Annotated in this window: 11 protein-coding genes; 6 read left to right on the forward strand and 5 right to left on the reverse strand. The window is 69.7% G+C overall.

The features are described 5' to 3' along the window. Positions 1-20: 20 nt before the first annotated feature. From aceE to rsgA, 4 genes are all read right to left on the reverse strand, one after another. The gene (gene aceE / locus IMW82_RS12545; protein WP_211004678.1) at positions 21-2,735 is read right to left on the reverse strand and encodes a pyruvate dehydrogenase (acetyl-transferring), homodimeric type; all 2,715 of its coding nucleotides are present in this window, start codon (positions 2,733-2,735) and stop codon (positions 21-23) included. A 194-nt stretch (positions 2,736-2,929) separates the two neighbouring features. Continuing rightward, positions 2,930-5,221, reverse strand: a complete 2,292-nt coding sequence (locus IMW82_RS12550) for an NADP-dependent malic enzyme (protein WP_211004679.1) — start codon at positions 5,219-5,221, stop codon at positions 2,930-2,932. Positions 5,222-5,320: 99 nt separating this feature from the next. Then, positions 5,321-6,604, reverse strand: coding sequence for a flavohemoglobin expression-modulating QEGLA motif protein (locus IMW82_RS12555; protein WP_211004680.1), 1,284 nt, complete (start codon positions 6,602-6,604; stop codon positions 5,321-5,323). Positions 6,605-6,738: 134 nt separating this feature from the next. Then, entirely contained in the window at positions 6,739-7,794 is a 1,056-nt protein-coding gene (gene rsgA / locus IMW82_RS12560; protein WP_211004681.1) for a ribosome small subunit-dependent GTPase A, read from the reverse strand. Between the two features lie 176 nt (positions 7,795-7,970). Between rsgA and IMW82_RS12565 the strand changes: the two genes are divergently transcribed. From IMW82_RS12565 to grxD, 4 genes are all read left to right on the forward strand, one after another. Then, complete coding sequence (locus IMW82_RS12565; protein ID WP_211004682.1) at positions 7,971-9,215, forward strand: aminotransferase class I/II-fold pyridoxal phosphate-dependent enzyme; 1,245 nt, start codon at positions 7,971-7,973, stop codon at positions 9,213-9,215. A gap of 8 nt (positions 9,216-9,223) precedes the next feature. After that, on the forward strand, positions 9,224-9,823 hold the full coding sequence (locus tag IMW82_RS12570) for a GDSL-type esterase/lipase family protein (protein WP_211004683.1): 600 nt from the start codon (positions 9,224-9,226) through the stop codon (positions 9,821-9,823). Positions 9,824-9,917: 94 nt separating this feature from the next. Beyond that, a complete protein-coding gene (locus IMW82_RS12575; protein ID WP_211004684.1) occupies positions 9,918-10,775 on the forward strand; it encodes a UDP-2,3-diacylglucosamine diphosphatase in 858 nt (285 codons plus the stop codon). 77 nt (positions 10,776-10,852) lie between these two features. Beyond that, on the forward strand, positions 10,853-11,776 hold the full coding sequence (grxD, locus tag IMW82_RS12580; RefSeq protein ID WP_211004685.1) for a Grx4 family monothiol glutaredoxin: 924 nt from the start codon (positions 10,853-10,855) through the stop codon (positions 11,774-11,776). Positions 11,777-11,851: 75 nt separating this feature from the next. On the opposite strand, the gene IMW82_RS12585 is transcribed toward grxD, so the two are convergent. Further along, on the reverse strand, positions 11,852-13,123 hold the full coding sequence (locus tag IMW82_RS12585) for an aspartyl/asparaginyl beta-hydroxylase domain-containing protein (RefSeq protein ID WP_211004686.1): 1,272 nt from the start codon (positions 13,121-13,123) through the stop codon (positions 11,852-11,854). 171 nt (positions 13,124-13,294) lie between these two features. Between IMW82_RS12585 and IMW82_RS12590 the strand changes: the two genes are divergently transcribed. Both IMW82_RS12590 and IMW82_RS12595 read left to right on the forward strand, forming a co-directional pair. Further along, positions 13,295-14,872, forward strand: a complete 1,578-nt coding sequence (locus tag IMW82_RS12590) for a tetratricopeptide repeat-containing sulfotransferase family protein (protein WP_211004687.1) — start codon at positions 13,295-13,297, stop codon at positions 14,870-14,872. A gap of 20 nt (positions 14,873-14,892) precedes the next feature. After that, positions 14,893-16,440, forward strand: a complete 1,548-nt coding sequence (locus IMW82_RS12595) for a sulfotransferase (protein ID WP_211004688.1) — start codon at positions 14,893-14,895, stop codon at positions 16,438-16,440.

Below are 16,440 nucleotides of genomic sequence, written 5' to 3' on the forward strand. Positions count from 1 at the left end.
TGACGCCGAGCCCCGATCGCTCACACGGTCAGCGGGTTCGGCTTGTCCGGGTCGAGCTTGTACTCGCGGATCGCGCGCGCCACATCCTTGGCGTTGACCTTGCCTTCCTTCGCCAGCGCAGCCAGCGCGGCATGGGCAATCCAGTAGCGGCTGATCTCGAAGAACTCGCGCAGGTGCTCGCGGGTGTCCGAGCGGCCGTAGCCGTCGGCACCCAGCGCGGTGAAGGAGCGCCCGTCGGGCACGAACGCACGCACCTGATCGACCACGCCGCGCACGTACTCGCTGGCGGCGATCACCGGGCCGTCATGGTCGGCCAGGCACTGCGCCACGTGCGGCACGCGCGGTGCCTTGGCTTCCGGGTGCAGGCGATTCCAGCGTTCGCAGTCGAAGCCGTCGCGCGACAGTTCGCTGAAGCTGGGGCAGGACCACACGTCGGCCTTCACGCCGAAGTCGGCATCCAGCAGCTCGGCGGCGGCGACCGCCTCGAGCACGGAACCGCCCGCGGCCATCAACTGCACGCGCGGCGCGCCGTTCTTGCCCTTGCCCTTGGCGGCGCCGGCTCCCGAATCCCGGAACAGGTACATGCCCTTGACGATGCCGTCGTAGCAGTCCTCGGGCATGTCCGGGTGGGTGTAGTTCTCGTTGGTGGTGGTGATGTAGTAGAAGACGTCCTGCTGCTCCTCGTACATCTCCTGCACGCCGCGATGCAGCAGCACCGCCACCTCGTAGGAGAAGGTGGGGTCGTAGGCGCGGCAGTTGGGTACGGTGCCGGCCATCAGCTGCGAGGCGCAGTCGGAGTGCTGCAGGCCTTCGCCCGGGAAGCTGGCACCGGCGGTGGCGCCGATCAGGAAGCCGCGCGCGCGCTGGTCGCCGGCGGCCCAGATCAGGTCGCCCACGCGGCGGAAGCCGAAGAACGAGTAGTAAATGAAGAACGGCAGCATCGGCTGGTTGGACACCGAGTAGCTGGTGGCCGCGGCGATCCACGCCGACACGCCGCCGGCCTCGGAAATGCCTTCCTGCAGCACCTGGCCGTCCTGCGCCTCGCGGTAGTACAGCAGCTGGTCGGCGTCCTGCGGGCGGTACTTCTGGCCGAACGGCGCGTAGATGCCGATCTGGCGGAACATGCCCTCCATGCCGAAGGTGCGTGCCTCGTCGGCCACGATCGGCACCACGCGCGGGCCGAGCTGCTTGTCGCGCAGCAAGAGGTTCATGCCGCGAACCAGCGCCATGGTGTTGGAGATCTCGCGCTCGCCGGTGCCGGCGGTGATCTGCGCGAAGGCAGACAGCTCCGGCGCCTTGCACGGCACGTCGGTGCGGCGGCGGCGCTGCGGCAGGAAGCCGCCCAGCGCGCGGCGGCGCTCCTGCATGTATTCCACCTCGGGCGAATTCGCACCGGGGTGGTAGTAGGGCACGCTGTCGAGCTTGTCGTCGCTGATCGGGATCTGGAAGCGGTCGCGGAAATGGCGCACCGCATCGCCGGTCATCTTCTTCTGCTGGTGGGTGGGGTTCTCCGCCTCGCCCGAGCCGATGCCCATGCCGTAACCCTTCACCGTCTTGGCCAGGATCACCGTGGGCATGCCCTTGGTGTTCACCGCGGCGTGGTAGGCGGCGTAGACCTTGTGCGGGTCGTGACCGCCGCGGTTGAGGCGCCAGATGTCGTCGTCGCTGAGGTTGGCGACCATCTCGCGCGTCTGCGGGTACTTGCCGAAGAAGTGCTCGCGCGTGTACGCGCCGCCGAACGCCTTGCACGCCTGGTACTCGCCGTCGACGGTTTCCATCATCAGCTTGCGCAGGATGCCGTCCTTGTCGCGCGCCAGCAGCGGATCCCAGTAGCTGCCCCAGATCACCTTGATCGCGTTCCAGCCGGCGCCGCGGAACACGCCCTCGAGTTCCTGGATGATCTTGCCGTTGCCGCGCACCGGGCCGTCCAGGCGCTGCAGGTTGCAGTTGATCACGAAGATCAGGTTGTCCAGCCCCTCGCGGCCAGCCAGCGCGATGGCGCCCAGCGACTCGGGCTCGTCCACCTCGCCGTCGCCGAGGAAGCACCACACCTTGCGGTCGGACTTGGGAATCAGGCCGCGGTTTTCCAGGTAGCGGAAGAACTGCGCCTGGTAGATCGCCTGGATCGGGCCCAGGCCCATCGACACCGTGGGCATCTGCCAGTAGTCGGGCATCAGCCACGGGTGCGGGTAGGAGGTGAGCGAGCGCTCGCCGCCGATCACGTCGGCGCGGAACAGGTCGAGCCGGTCTTCGCTGATGCGGCCCTCGATGAAGGAGCGCGCGTAGATGCCGGGGCTGATGTGGCCCTGGTAGCCGATCAGGTCGCCGGGGTGCTCCGCGCTGGGCGCGCGCCAGAAGTGGTTGAAGCCCACGTCGTAGAGCGTGGCGCTGGAGGCGAAGCTGGCGATGTGGCCACCCAGCGAACCGGGCTTGCGGTTGGTGCGCACCACCATCGCCATCGCGTTCCAGCGGATCAGCGAGCGGATGCGCCACTCCATCGCCGCGTCGCCCGGGCTCTTCGCCTCGTTCGCCGGCGCGATGGTGTTGACGTAGGCGGTGGTGGGATCGAACGGCAGGTGGCCACCCGAGCGGCGGGTGGTGTCGACCATCTGCTCCAGCAGGAAATGCGCGCGCTCGGTGCCGTCGTGATGGATCACCGCGTCGAGCGAGTCGATCCACTCCCGGGTTTCAGTAGGGTCGATGTCCTGGTTGAGGATGTCGTCGAGCTGATCCATGAAGATTCTCCGCAGCGCCGTTGCAGCGCCCATGCTTTGAGGGGGATACCCCGCCGCCGGGGGATGACGGCGGGATCATTGTCCAAGTCTAGCCGCTGGCCCGGAGGGCCGCCAATGCAGGCTCCATGCGGCGGCGCACGGCAAGCGGGTTGCCGGCGCCGGATCGGCCACCCCGGCGCGGGTGGCCGGAACGCTCAGCCGGACTGGCGGTTCTGCGCGCGGATCTGCGCCTCGACGCAGGCCACCGCGCTCATGTTCACCACCCGGCGCACGGTCGATTGCGGCATCAGGATGTGCGCCGGCTTGGCCACGCCCATCAGGATCGGCCCGATCACCACGCCGTCGGAGAGCATGCGGGTCATGTTGTAGGCGATGTTGGCCGCGTCCAGGTTGGGGAACACGAACACGTTCGCCTTGCCCTCCAGCCGCGAGTTGGGGAACAGCTTCTCGCGCAGCGAGGGCACCAGCGCCACGTCGGCCTGCATCTCGCCCTCCACCTCCAGCCGCGGCGCGCGGGCGCGGATCAGTTCCAGCGCCTTGCGCATCTTCTTGGCACCGCAGGTGTCGCGGCTGCCGAAGTTGCCGCCGGACAGCAGCGCGATCTTCGGCACGATGCCGAACAGCTTCAGCCGGATCGCCGCCTGCAGGGTCGCCTCGGCGATCTGTTCCGGGCAGGGATCGTCCTGCACGTGGGTGTCGAGGTAGAAGAAGGTGCCCTTGTCGGTGGACACCGCGGCCATCGCCGACGGTTCGACCACGCCGGCATCCAGCCCGATGATGTCGCGGATGTAGCGCAGCTTGCCCTGGTACTGCCCGACCAGGCCGCAGATCATCGCGTCCGCCTCGCCACGCTCGACCATCAGCGCGGCGATCGCGGTGGGACGCGAACGCACCACCGCCTTGGCCATCGACGGGGTCACCCCGCGGCGTTCCATCAGCCGGTGGTAGTGCCGCCAGTAGTCGTCGAAGCGCGGGTCGGAGTTGATGTTGCAGATCTCGATGTCCACGCCCGGACGGATGCGCAGGCCGGCGCGCTTGATGCGCTTCTCGATCACTTCCGGACGGCCGATCAGGATGGGCCGCACCAGGCCTTCGTCGACCACCACCTGCACCGCGCGCAGCACGGTCTCTTCCTCACCCTCGGCGTAGACCAGCCGGCACGGTGCGGACTTGGCCCGCTCGAACACCGGCTTCATCAGCAGCCCGGTGCGGAACACGAAGCTGGTCAGCTGGTCGTTGTACGCGGCGAAATCCGCGATCGGCCGCGTCGCCACGCCCGACTCCATCGCCGCCCGCGCCACCGCCGGCGGCAGCTGGATCAGCAGGCGCGGGTCGAACGGCTGCGGGATCAGGTAGTCCGCGCCGAAGCTGGGCGGCTTGCCGCCATAGGCGCGCGCGCTGACATCGGACGACTCGCGCCGCGCCAGCGCGGCGATCGCCTTGACGCAGGCGATCTTCATCGGCTCGTTGATCACCGTGGCGCCCACGTCCAGCGCGCCGCGGAACAGGTAGGGGAAGCACAGCGCGTTGTTGACCTGGTTCGGGTAGTCCGAGCGGCCGGTGGCCATGATGCAGTCCGGCCGCACCGCCTTGGCCTCTTCCGGGGTGATCTCCGGGTTCGGGTTGGCCAGCGCGAAGATGATCGGCCGCGCGGCCATGGTGGCGACCATCTCCGGCTTCAGGATGCCGCCGGCGGACAGGCCGAGGAACACGTCCGCGCCCTCGACGATCTCGGCCAGCGTGCGCGCCTTCGTGTCGCGCGCGTAGCGCTGCTTGTCGGGGTCCAGGTCGGTGCGTTCGGTGTGGATCACGCCATGGCGGTCGAACGCCAGGATGTGCTCGGGCTTCACGCCCAGCGCCACCAGCATGTCCAGGCAGGAGATGCCCGCCGCGCCGGCGCCGGTGGTGGCCACGCGGATGTCCCCGATCTTCTTGCCGACCACGATCAGCGCGTTGAGCAGCGCCGCACCGACGATGATCGAGGTGCCGTGCTGGTCGTCGTGGAATACCGGGATCTTCATCCGCTCGCGCAGCTTGCGCTCGACGATGAAACACTCGGGCGCCTTGATGTCCTCCAGGTTGATGCCGCCGAAGGTCGGCTCCAGGCTGGCGATGATGTCGACCAGCTTGTCCGGGTCGTTCTCGGCGATCTCGATGTCGAACACGTCGATGCCGGCGAACTTCTGGAACAGCACGCCCTTGCCTTCCATCACCGGCTTGGCCGCCAGCGGCCCGATGTTGCCCAGGCCCAGCACAGCGGTGCCGTTGGTGATCACCGCGACCAGGTTGGAACGCGCGGTGTATTCGGCCGCCGTGGTCGGATCCTCGACGATCGCGTCGCAGGCCGCGGCGACGCCGGGCGAATAGGCCAGCGACAGGTCGCGCTGGGTCAGCAGCGAGGTGGTCGGGGTGACCTTGATCTTGCCGGGGCGCGGCAGGCGGTGGTACTCGAGGGCAGCAAGGCGCAGTTCTTCGGGGAGGCTCATGAGGTGCATTTGGTCGATGAAGGGAAGTCGTCGGCCGTAGCGGACGACATCCCGTGATGTTAGCACCGGGGCGGCCTGCGCCGGCCCGGAACGGCGGCCCTAGACACTCGCCAGCAGTTCGTCGCCCTGCACCCGGTTCATGTGGATGCCGTTGATGAAGACCGAGAACGCCAGCTTGCCGGCCAGTCCGTGCACATGCTGCATCCACGGCGGCAGCCAGTGCGGCGGCAGGATCGCGCCGGAGGCGAAGTGCGGCTGCAGCGCGATCACGTCATGCAGGGTCAGCTTGCCGGCGAACAGGTGGCGCAGCAGGTCCATCCGGCGTTTCTTCAGCGCCCAGCGGAAAAACGTGTGCACGGTGAGCAGGCCGGAGAGGTACACATTGTCCTTGGCGAATGCCGCACCGCCACCCAGCGGCACGCCGCGGAACACGCGCTGGGCCGAGTGGAAACTGTCCGCCGTGCTCTGGCCGCAGGCGCTGAAGTACTTGAACACCTCGACGAAGTCGGCGCCGCCCAGCGCCATGTCGATCGCCAGGATGCGCAGGCTGATGCGCTTGAGCCGGGTGATGTCGATCGCGCCGGACATCAGCTCGGCGAACACCGCCAGACCTTCCTGGGTGGCGGTGACCCGCGGAGAAGTGCGCGCCAGCGAGGCCAGCAGCGGTTGCCGGCGGCCGTTCAGTGCGGTCAGCGAATGCACGAACGCCTCGTGCGCCAGCAGCTGGTGACGGTCGTATTCGCTGAAGCTGGCACCGCCGCGCAGGCGGATGCGGGTGGCGCCGGCGGCCGCCTTCGCGGTCAGCTCGGGATCGACCTCGACATTGATGGTACCGGCGCCGAAGAAGTCGTCCAGGGTGGCGGCCAGGTCGCCGCGCAGCACGTCGGCCGGCACGTCCACGCAGCTGTCGTCGGCCAGCAGGTCCGCGCCCAGTTCGTCGGACAGCTCGACGAAGTAGCGCGCCGCATCGAGGTTGCTGCGCTGGCTGCCGGGGATGATGTCGTCCGGCCGTCCATACAGCGCGATCGACGGCGCAGTGACGCCGGCGCTGCCGACCGACTCCAGCATCTCGGCGGCGATGCGCCAGGATTCGGCGGTGCGGCGCAGATAGTCGCCCAGCGGGTCGACCTGCGCACCCTCGCCCACGGCTGCCTCGATCGCCGCCAGCTCGGCGCGCGCCGCGGACAGGTCCGGCCGCGTGTAGCTCACCTCCGGCAAGGCGAAGCGGCCCTTGTCGTAGGCCTCGATCATGCGGCTTTCCAGCGACGCCGGCCACGCCACCGTGGGCAGGATGCGGATGCCACGCACCGCCGCCAGCAGGCGCTGGTCGAGTGCGGCGTAGTGCCGCAGCTCGGGCGCGATGCTGCCGTCCGGCATATTCATCTCCCGGCTCCGCGTGACGAAGCGGTGCCCGCACGCTGACCGGGATAGGAGAAAGACAACCGACGCATGCCTGCGCTCCGCTACGACAATGCCGCGATACTAGATGCTTTGGTGCGCGTCGTCCGCGAGCCGGCTCACTCCCGCTCGCGCTGCCCGCGATGGCCGTGCGGCCGTGCGATCGGCCGGCCGCCCCGTTGGCGGCGCAGGCGCGCCTCCAGCGTCGCCGCCTGCTCCTCGCGCTCGTCGTGCAGCTTGAGGAAATTGCGCCAGCGCCCGGGCGCCAGCTCGCCGCTGTCCAGCGCCACCTGCACCGCGCAACCGGGCTCGCTGCCGTGGCCGCAGTCGGCGAAACGGCATTGCTCGGCCAGCACCTCGATGTCGGCGAACAGGTCCAGGTTCTCCTCCCCGGTCAGCTTCAGCTCGCGCATGCCGGGGGTGTCGATCAGACAGCCGCCCGAGGGCAGCTGCAGCAGGGCGCGATGGGTGGTGGTGTGGCGGCCGCGGCTGTCATGACTGCGCACTTCGGCGGTGGCCATGCGCGCCGTGCCGAGCAGGGTGTTGGTCAGCGTGGATTTGCCGGCGCCGGAAGAGCCGACCAGCACCGCACTGTCGCCCGGCTGCAGGTAGGCCGCCAGGGACGCCACGCTGGCCGGGTCCTTGCCGTTCAGCGCATGGATCGGCGTGCCCGCGGGCAATCGTGCGCGCAAGGCGTCGAGCTGCGCCGCAGCGTCCTCGCGTGTATCCAGCTTGCTCAGCAGCACCACCGGCCGTGCGCCGGAATCCTCGGTCAGCGACAGATAGCGCTCGATCCGCGCCGGGTTGAAGTCGCCATCCAGTCCGGTCAGCACCAGCACGTAGTCGATGTTGGTGGCGATCAGCTGGCGCTCGTAGCGCTCGCCGGCGGCCGCGCGCGACAGCACGGTGCGCCGTGGCAGCACGTTGACGATATGTGGGGGGTGGCCGGTTGCGACCTCGACGAAGTCGCCGACCACCGGCCGCGCGGCAGGGTCAAGGCCGCGCTTGAGGAAACGCCCGTCCGGCTGCGCGCCGAACAGTGTTTCGCCGTCGTGCAGCTCGTAGCCGGCGCGGTGCTGGGCCACTACCCGTGCCAGACGCAGGCCGGCGCCGGGCAGCGCATCGCCGCGCCAGCCGATGCGGCGCAGGCGTTCGATCGTTTCGGGATCACTCATGGGGAAGATCGGTCAGCACGGTGCGGCGATTATGCCCTGCCCGGAGATTGCCCGACGATGAACCGGGAAGCGGCCCAAATGGTGCTCGCGCTGCACTGCACCACGCTGCTAGGATCAAGCCACCGGCGGCGTGGCCGCCTGTCGATCTCACCTCCAACATGCAAAGGACACCGGCGTTGGCCTCGATCACACCCAGTGCGCACCTGGCGGACGTGCGCTACGAAATCCGCGGCGCGCTGACCCGACGCGCACGCGAGCTGGAGGCTGCCGGCCTCGACATCATCAAGCTCAACATCGGCAATCCCGGCCGCTACGGTTTCGCAGTGCCGGCACACCTGCGCGAGGCGATCGCCGGCCACCTGCACGAGAGCGAGGCCTACGGCCACGAACAGGGCCTGGAACTCGCCCGCGAGGCGATCGCCGCACAGCAGCGCGCGCGCGGTGCCCGGGGCGTCGATGCCGAGCGCATCTTCATCGGCAACGGCGTCAGCGAGCTGATCGACCTGTCGCTGCGCGCCTTGCTGCAGGCCGGCGACGAGGTGCTGCTGCCCAGCCCCGACTACCCGTTGTGGAGCGCCGCCACCATCCTCAACGGCGGCCAGCCACGCTACTACCGCTGCCTCGCCCGCCACGGCCACCTGCCCGACCCCGACGAGATCGAGGCGCTGATCACCCCGCGCACCCGCGCGCTGGTGCTGATCAACCCGAACAACCCCACCGGCGCGGTCTATCCGCGCGCGCTGCTGGAACGGCTGGTGACGATCGCGGCAAGGCACCGCCTGCTGTTGCTGTCCGACGAGATCTACGACGAGATCCTGTACGACGGCGCCAGCTTCCAGCCGCTGGCCGACGTGGCCGGCGAGGTGCCCTGCCTCAGCTTCGGCGGCCTGTCCAAGGTGCATCGCGCCTGCGGTTACCGGATCGGCTGGGTGAGCCTGTCCGGCGACCCCGCGCGCAGCGCGGCCTATCGCGATGCGCTGCAGCTGCTGGCCGCGTTGCGCCTGTGCGCGAACGTCACCGCGCAGTGGGCGGTGCTGCCGGCGCTGCAGGATGCGCCGACGATCGGCGCACTGACCGCCCCCGGCGGACGCCTGCACGAGGCGCGCCGGGTCGTGCTGGAAGGCGTCGCCGCCAGCGACTACCTGGAACTGGTGGTCCCGGATGGCGCGCTGTACGCGTTCCCGCAGGTGCGGGCCGACCGCCTCGCCAGCTTCGACGACGAGGCCTTCGCGTTGCGCCTGCTGGAGGAGGAATCGGTGCTGGTGGTGCCCGGCAGCAGCTTCAACGTGCCGCGCAGCCGTCACTTCCGGCTGACCCTGCTGCCGCCGCCGGCGCAACTGCGCGAGGTGTTCGTGCGGATCGAGCGGGTACTGGCGCGGATGGCACGCGAGCAGTCGCCATCCGCCACTGCAGTAGCCTGAGCCAAGCCGTGCCGAGCTGGCTCGCCCTGGGCGACTCCTACACCATCGGCGAGGCGGTGGCCGCGCACGAGCGCTGGCCGGCCGTGCTGGCGCAGCGCCTGCGCCAGGCCGGCACGCCGATCGACGAGCCGCAGATCGTCGCCGTCACCGGCTGGACCACCGACGAACTGGCACAGGGCATGGACGCCGCGCCGCTGGCGCCGCCGTACGACCTGGTGACGCTGCAGATCGGTGTGAACAACCAGTACCGCGGCCGCCCGGCCGACGACTACCGCAACGAGTTCACCAGCCTGCTGGCACGCGCGATCACGCTGGCCGGCGCACGTGCCGCGCGCGTGGTGGTGGTGTCGATCCCCGACTGGGGCGTCACCCGCTTCGCCCGGGAGCAGGGCCGCGACCACAGGCTGATCGCCGCCGAGCTGGACAGCTACAACGCGATCGCCAGCGACGCGAGCAGCCGCGCGGGCATCCGTTTCGTCGACATCACCGGCATCTCGCGCCAGCATCCCGAGCTGCTCGCCGACGACGGCCTGCATCCCTCGGCGGCGCAGTACGCCTTGTGGGCGGCGGCGATCGAACCGTCAGTCCACGCCGCGCTGCGCACCTAGAAATTCACCGCAACCGCGCTGCAACCTGTCCGCCATCGCACGGTGACGTGGCGATCGCACACTGGCGCCCCGGGCCACCAGCGGGGACCGTGCCATGACCAGCTTCCATTGCCGCAGCGCCTTCATCTCCGATGTGCATCTGGGCACGCCGGACTGCAAGGCCGCCTACCTGCTCGACTTCCTGCGCCAGCTGCGCTGCGAGAAGCTCTACCTGGTCGGCGACATCGTCGACCTGGAGGCGCTGTCCCGACGCCACTGGTGGCATGCCGAACACAGCGCGGTGATCGCCGAAGTGCTGGAACTGGCGCGCCGCGGCGTCGAGGTGGTCTACATTCCCGGCAACCACGACGCGCCGATGCGCGGACTGCACGGACAGAACTTCGGTGGCGTGCGCATCGCGCTGGACGCGGTGCACATGGGCGCCGACGGTCGCCGCTACCGGGTCAGCCACGGTGACGAATTCGATCCCGAGCAGGTCGGCCGCCGCTGGATGCTGCAGCTCGGCGAGGCGATGCATCGACTCATCTGCTGGAGCAATCGCGGTCTGTATAGGCTGCGGCGACGGCTGCGGCTGCCCTATCTGCCGCTGTCGATCATCCTCAAGTCGCACATCGGCAGGGCGCTGACGTACATCCGCGCGTACGAGCAGCGCGTGGCCGCCGACGCGCGCGAACGCGGCTTCGACGGGCATATCTGCGGGCACATCCACTTCGGCCACGTGCGCGAGCTGGACGGCGTGATCTACCTCAACGACGGCGACTGGGTCGAGCATTGCACCGCGCTGGTCGAGGATCACACCGGCGCGATGGAACTGATCCACTGGAGCGAGCAGGCCACCGCGCTGGGCCGCGCCAGCCGCGAACTGGTGTGGCCCTCGCCCGCCGCGGTACGGGCGCTGGCGCCGCTGGGCACGCGCCGGCACGACCTGGGGGAACTGCACCGCGCAGCCTGAAGCGGGCGGGCTTGAAGGTCGGCGGGCCTCCCGCATATCGGACGGCGTATCATTGGCCTTCTTCCCCGGAGTTCCCCATGTCCCTCGACGCCACCACCCGCGAACGTATCGAAACCCTGCTCAAGGACCACCGCGTGGTGCTGTTCATGAAGGGCAACCGCCAGCAGCCGATGTGCGGCTTCTCCGCCGCGGCCACCAACACGCTCAATGAATTGCTGCCCGAATACCACACGGTCAACGTGCTGGACGATCCGGAGATCCGCGAGGGCATCAAGGCCTACGGCGAATGGCCGACCATCCCGCAGCTGTACGTGGAAGGCGAACTGGTCGGCGGCGCCGACATCATCCGCCAGATGTACGGCAGCGGCGAACTACACCAGCTGTTCGGCGTCGCCGCACCGGACCGCACACCGCCGGAAATCACCATCACCGACGCCGCCGCCGAGGCGATCCGCCAGGGCACCGCAAACGCGCAGGGCGTGGCGCTGCACCTGGAGATCGGCCCCGACCACAGCGCCGGCTTCCAACTGGCACCGGCCGGCGAGCACGACATCGTGGCGATGGCGAACGGGCTGGAGATCCACTTCGACCCGGCCAGCGCCCAGCGCGCCAAGGGCGTCGTGATCGACTGGGTTTCCACCGTGCAGGGCGAGGGCCTGAGCCTGAAGTTCCCCGGCGCCGTCGAGATCAAGTCGCTCAGCGTGCAGCAGCTGCAGCAGCGGCTGGCCGCCAACGACATCACCCTGATCGACGTGCGCCCCGCCGCCGGCCGCGCCCAGGCCGCGCCGCTGGCGCAAGCCCGGGTGCTGGAAGAGGAAGGCTACGAGAGCCTGGCCAGCCTGCCGAAGGACACCGCGCTGGCCTTCATCTGCCACCACGGCATGTCCAGCCGCGCCATGGCCGAACGCTTCGCCGCACACGGCTTCAGCAACCTGCACAACGTGGAAGGCGGCATGGACGCGTGGGCCAGCGAGGTGGATTCCAGCGTGCCGCGCTACTGAGCGGCAGCTTACCCGGCTGACACAGGAAAACGGCGCCCCGGGGCGCCGTTTTCGCTGCAGCCGATGCGACGCCGATTACGCGGGATCGGCGGGCAGCTCGCAGGACGCGTTGAAATCGCCGATGGCCTCGACCAGATCGGTAACCGCCGCCCGCTCCGCCTCGGTCAGGTCGGGGTTCCAGCTGTCCAGGATCAGCACCACGCGGGTGAACGGGCTGCGGTTCCAGGCCTCGTGCTCGAAGGTGTCGTCGAAGGTGACGCAACTCCCCTCACGCCAGGAGTGGACCTGCCCGCCCACGCGCAGCGCACAGTCGGACGGCACGATCAGCGGCAGGTGGGTGACCAGGCGGGTATTGGTCACGCCGCGGTGCGGCAGGATATGGGTGCCCGGGCGCAGTACCGAAAACAGCGCTTCCGGCGCATGGTCGCGGATGCGCACCAGCGGCACCGCATCCAGCAGGGCACTGGTGCGCGGGCAGGCGACGCAATGATCCTCGTAGCGGTCGCCGTGGCGATGGAAGAAGTAGGCATCCCATGCGGCGGCGTGCCCATCCGATCCACGCAGCATCGATTGCGCCAGTGTGGGGTCGTCCACGCCGAGGAAGGATTCCAGCGGCTGTTCGCCCGCCAGCACGGCCAGCAGCTCTGCGCGCACCACCGCGGCAGCCGCCTCCAGCGTCTCGTGCCAGGGAAAACGCTCGCGCGGATAGAACGGCTGGCTGGGTATGTCGGGAAAATAGAGGAACAGCGGACGCTGGCGCGGATCGATCGACGGCATCGGCTCCAACCCGAGATGGATGGCCAGCGCGCGATCCACCCGGCCCAGCTCGGAGCGCCCATAGCGCTCGCGCAGCGGCTCCAGCGCCGCATCGAACAGGCGCCTGCGCCCGGCATTGGCGTAACTCATGGCGTACTTCACCAGATCGCGCAGACCGGGCGCGGTGGTCGCGTCACTGAGCCAGCGACCCTGCTCCTGCGCACCGCGCACCGCCATGAAGTAGGCGGTCAACGCCTCGTCCGACCGGTCCAGTTGCTCGAGGGCGATACCCAGCCGCAAACGCGCCAGGAACATGCGCGGCGCCAGCGACAGGGCCCGCTGCAGGTGGCTGGCGGCCGCTTCGAAATCGCCGGTGGCGAGGTACACGCTGCCCAGTTGATGGGCCACGCCGGGATGGTCGGGGTGCGCCCGCTCGGCCCGGCTCAGCAGCAACTGGGCCTGCGGCGCGTTGCGCTGGGCCAGCTCGCGGTCGGCCAGGAAGATCAGCGCATCGGCGTCATCGGGCTCGTGCTCGAGCAGTTGCCGATAAGAGGATTCTGCCGCCGCCATCTGCCCGCGCTGCAGTTGCATGCGAACGGTCTCCCGCAATGATGCAGGCTCCGGCAGGGATGGAACGCTCATCGATGGTGCTCCGCGGGTTGTGTCATGCCGCCACCACCCGCGACGAAGCGGACCGTGGTCAGGCAGGCATAATAGTCGTTCGCGGCGCTGTCGCGCCCACCACACATCAACGGAGCCCGGATGTCGGCACGACTGCATGGCCTCACCCCTGACCTGACACGGGCCGTCTCCGCCGTCGCGCGGGCGCTCGACGACGGCCGTCTCGATGTCGCGACCGCACGCATGGCGCCGCTGCTCGCCAGCCAGCCCGATCACCCCGAAGTGCAGCGCCTGCACGCCGGCATCCTGGGCATGCAGGGGCGCCACCAGGAGGCCATTGCCCTGATGCGGGCGGCGCTCGCCCGCCAGCCGGACGATCCGGTCTACCTCAACACGCTGGCCACCCTGCTCGGCCAGGCCGGCGAATACGACGGCGCCATCGATGCGCTGCAGGCCGCCTGCCGGCTGCAGCCGGAGATGGCGCTGGCCTGGTACAACCTCGGCGTCATGCTGACCCGCAGCGTGCGCAACGACGAAGCCGAAGCCGCCCTGCGCACCGCGGTGGAACTGGATCCGCACGCCACCGACGCACGTGCGCTGCGGGCGGACATGCTGCGCATGCGCGGACAGCCAGCCGACGCCGCCGCCGAATACCGCCGCGTGCTGGCCGAACGACCGTGGGCCGGCATGGCATGGTGGGGACTGGCCGACCTCAAGACCACCCGCATGAGCGAGGCCGACATCGCCGCCATGCGCACCGCCCTGCGGGTGCCGCGCGCCACCGACGACGACCGCATCGCGATCGGGTTCGCGCTGGCGCGCGCACTGGACGACCAGGGGCGACATGCCGAATCGCTGCAGGCGATCGCCACGGCGAACACCATCGCGCGGCAGCGCCAGCAGTGGAACGCCGCCGGCTACTCAACGGCGATCGACGCGCTGGCGGCAGCCTTCGACCCGCCTCCGGCTGGAGCGGACGACCCCACCCTCGGACGCGAGGTGATCTTCATCGTCGGCCTGCCGCGATCCGGCTCCACGCTCACCGAGCAGATCCTTGCCTCGCACCCGGAAGTGGAAGGCACCGGCGAGCTGCCCGACCTGCCGCAGGTACTGGCCGAGGAGTCGCGTCGGCGCGGGCAGCCGTTCCCGCGCTGGGTACCGCACATGCAACCGGCCGACTGGTCGCGGCTCGGTCGCCGCTACCTCGAACGCACGGCGCACTGGCGCAAGCGGCGTCCACGCTTCACCGACAAGCTGCCGAGCAACTGGATCTATGCCGAAGCGATCCGCGCCATGCTGCCGGGCGCACGTATCGTCGGCTGTCGTCGCGACGCACTGGAAACCTGCTTCTCCTGCTATCGCCAGCGCCTGGACAACAACGAATACACCCGCGACTTCGGCGACCTGGCCAGTTTCTGGCGCGACTGCGACCGCAGTCTGCAGCGGCTCGTCAGCCGTCATCCCCACGCCGTGATGACGCATGACTACGAAGCGCTGCTGGTCGATCCGGAAGCCCGCATCCGTGCCTTGCTGGCCTTCTGCGACCTGCCGTTCGACGCCGCGTGCCTGCGCTTCCACGAAACCGCCCGCGAGGTGCGCTCGCCCAGCGCCGACCAGGTACGCCAGCCGCTGCGCAGCGACACCACGCACAGCACGCGCTATGGCACCCTGCTCGATCCGCTGCGCGCCGCGCTGGGCCTGCCGCCCTGGCAGGCCTGAGCGCGCCCGCGCAAGCGCTGATGACTCCGACCACGCCTGTAATTCCGAATGAGCAGCTAGCGCTGCAAGCCGCGCAGGCACAGGTCTTGCGCGGCGACGTGGCGGCGGCAGCGAGCACGCTGGAAGCGGCCGTCGCCGCGCATCCCGACTCCGACGAGCTGGCGCTGGCACTCGCCGGCATCGCGATCCAGCAAGGCGATCGACCCGGCGCCGAGCGGCGCCTGCGGGGGATCCTGCAGCGTACGCCGGGCCATCTGCCGGCCGCCTTCGTGCTGGCACGCCTGCTGCGCGACCAGGGCCGGATGGTGGCCGCAGGCGACGTGCTGGCCGGCGCATGCACTGCAGGCACCGCCAGCGTGGAGCAGCGGATCACCGCGGTGGAGCTGCTCGACGATTGTGGTCGCCAGGCGGAGGCGCTGCAGCTGTGCGTGGACGCCTTCGCCAACGGCCTCGACGATCCCCGCCTGCACGCGCACGCAGGCGCGCTCGCCTCGCAACTGGGACGCTTCGACGAGGCCCGCCACCATCAGCAGGCGGCGCTGGCCGGCAGTCCGCTGGCGCTGGAATGGCACGTCCCGCTCGGCCTGGCCGGCCTGCAGCGGTACCGTGACCGGCAACATCCGGATATTGCGCTGTTCGAACAGCAGCTGGCTCGCCACGACCTGAGCCCGCATGCCCGCAGTGGCCTGCTCTTCGCACTGGGCAAAGCCTGCGATGATCTCGGCGAACACGCCCGCGCCGTTGCCGCCTGGGCCGAGGCCAACCACATCGCACGCGAACGGCAGCCCTGGAACCGCAAGCCCTGGCGGCGCAGCGTGGAGATGCGGCTGGCGCGACCGGCACCACCCGTCCAGCCGAATGGAGACCGCAGCTGGACGCCCATCTTCATCGTGGGCATGCCGAGGTCCGGCAGCACACTGCTGGCCGAACAGCTGGCCCGGCACCCGGCGGTGCGGCATCGCGGGGAGCTGCCCTGGCTGCCGACACTGGCGGCGCGCCTGGACGCCATGGCGTCGGATCGCGAACGCGCCGCGCAGATGCCGGCGGCGGCCGCGGCCTACGCAGCCCAGCTGGTGCAGGACGATGCCCCCGCGCGCTGGTACATCGACAAGCAGCCGCACAACTACATGCACGTGGATCTGATCCTCGCGCTGTTTCCGCAGGCGCGGGTGATCCACTGCCGCCGCAACGCCCGGGACACGGCGCTCTCGCTGTGGATGCAATCGTTCCATCCGGGTACGCAGGACTTTGCCTGCGATTTCGCCGACATGGCTGCCGTCATCCACGGCACACGGCGGCTGATGGCGCACTGGCAGCGGCGGTATCCGGCTGCCGTGCGCGAAGTGCGTTACGAAGACCTCGTCGGCGATCCGGACGGCTGCGTCGACGCGCTGGCCGACTGGCTCGGACTGCCCGATGCCGCGAAGCCCGCAGCGCCCGGGCAGGAACGCGCCATCAACACGGCCAGCCTGTGGCAGGCACGGCAACCTGTGCACACCCGATCGGTGCAGCGCTGGCGCGCCTATGCCGCGCTGCTGCCTGAACTCGCGCGGATTCCGGCCGACTGA

The sequence above is a fragment of the Rhodanobacter sp. B2A1Ga4 genome (assembly GCF_018101315.1).
Classification (GTDB): Bacteria; Pseudomonadota; Gammaproteobacteria; order Xanthomonadales; family Rhodanobacteraceae; genus Rhodanobacter; species Rhodanobacter thiooxydans_A.

Coding starts and splice junctions, on each gene's coding strand:
- aceE (WP_211004678.1), bottom strand. CDS start 2,735: ATGGATCAGCTCGACGACATCCTCAACCAGGACATCGACCCTACTGAA.
- IMW82_RS12550 (WP_211004679.1), bottom strand. CDS start 5,221: ATGAGCCTCCCCGAAGAACTGCGCCTTGCTGCCCTCGAGTACCACCGC.
- IMW82_RS12555 (WP_211004680.1), bottom strand. CDS start 6,604: ATGAATATGCCGGACGGCAGCATCGCGCCCGAGCTGCGGCACTACGCC.
- rsgA (WP_211004681.1), bottom strand. CDS start 7,794: ATGAGTGATCCCGAAACGATCGAACGCCTGCGCCGCATCGGCTGGCGC.
- IMW82_RS12575 (WP_211004684.1), top strand. CDS start 9,918: ATGACCAGCTTCCATTGCCGCAGCGCCTTCATCTCCGATGTGCATCTG.
- grxD (WP_211004685.1), top strand. CDS start 10,853: ATGTCCCTCGACGCCACCACCCGCGAACGTATCGAAACCCTGCTCAAG.
- IMW82_RS12585 (WP_211004686.1), bottom strand. CDS start 13,123: ATGCAACTGCAGCGCGGGCAGATGGCGGCGGCAGAATCCTCTTATCGG.
- IMW82_RS12590 (WP_211004687.1), top strand. CDS start 13,295: ATGTCGGCACGACTGCATGGCCTCACCCCTGACCTGACACGGGCCGTC.
- IMW82_RS12595 (WP_211004688.1), top strand. CDS start 14,893: ATGACTCCGACCACGCCTGTAATTCCGAATGAGCAGCTAGCGCTGCAA.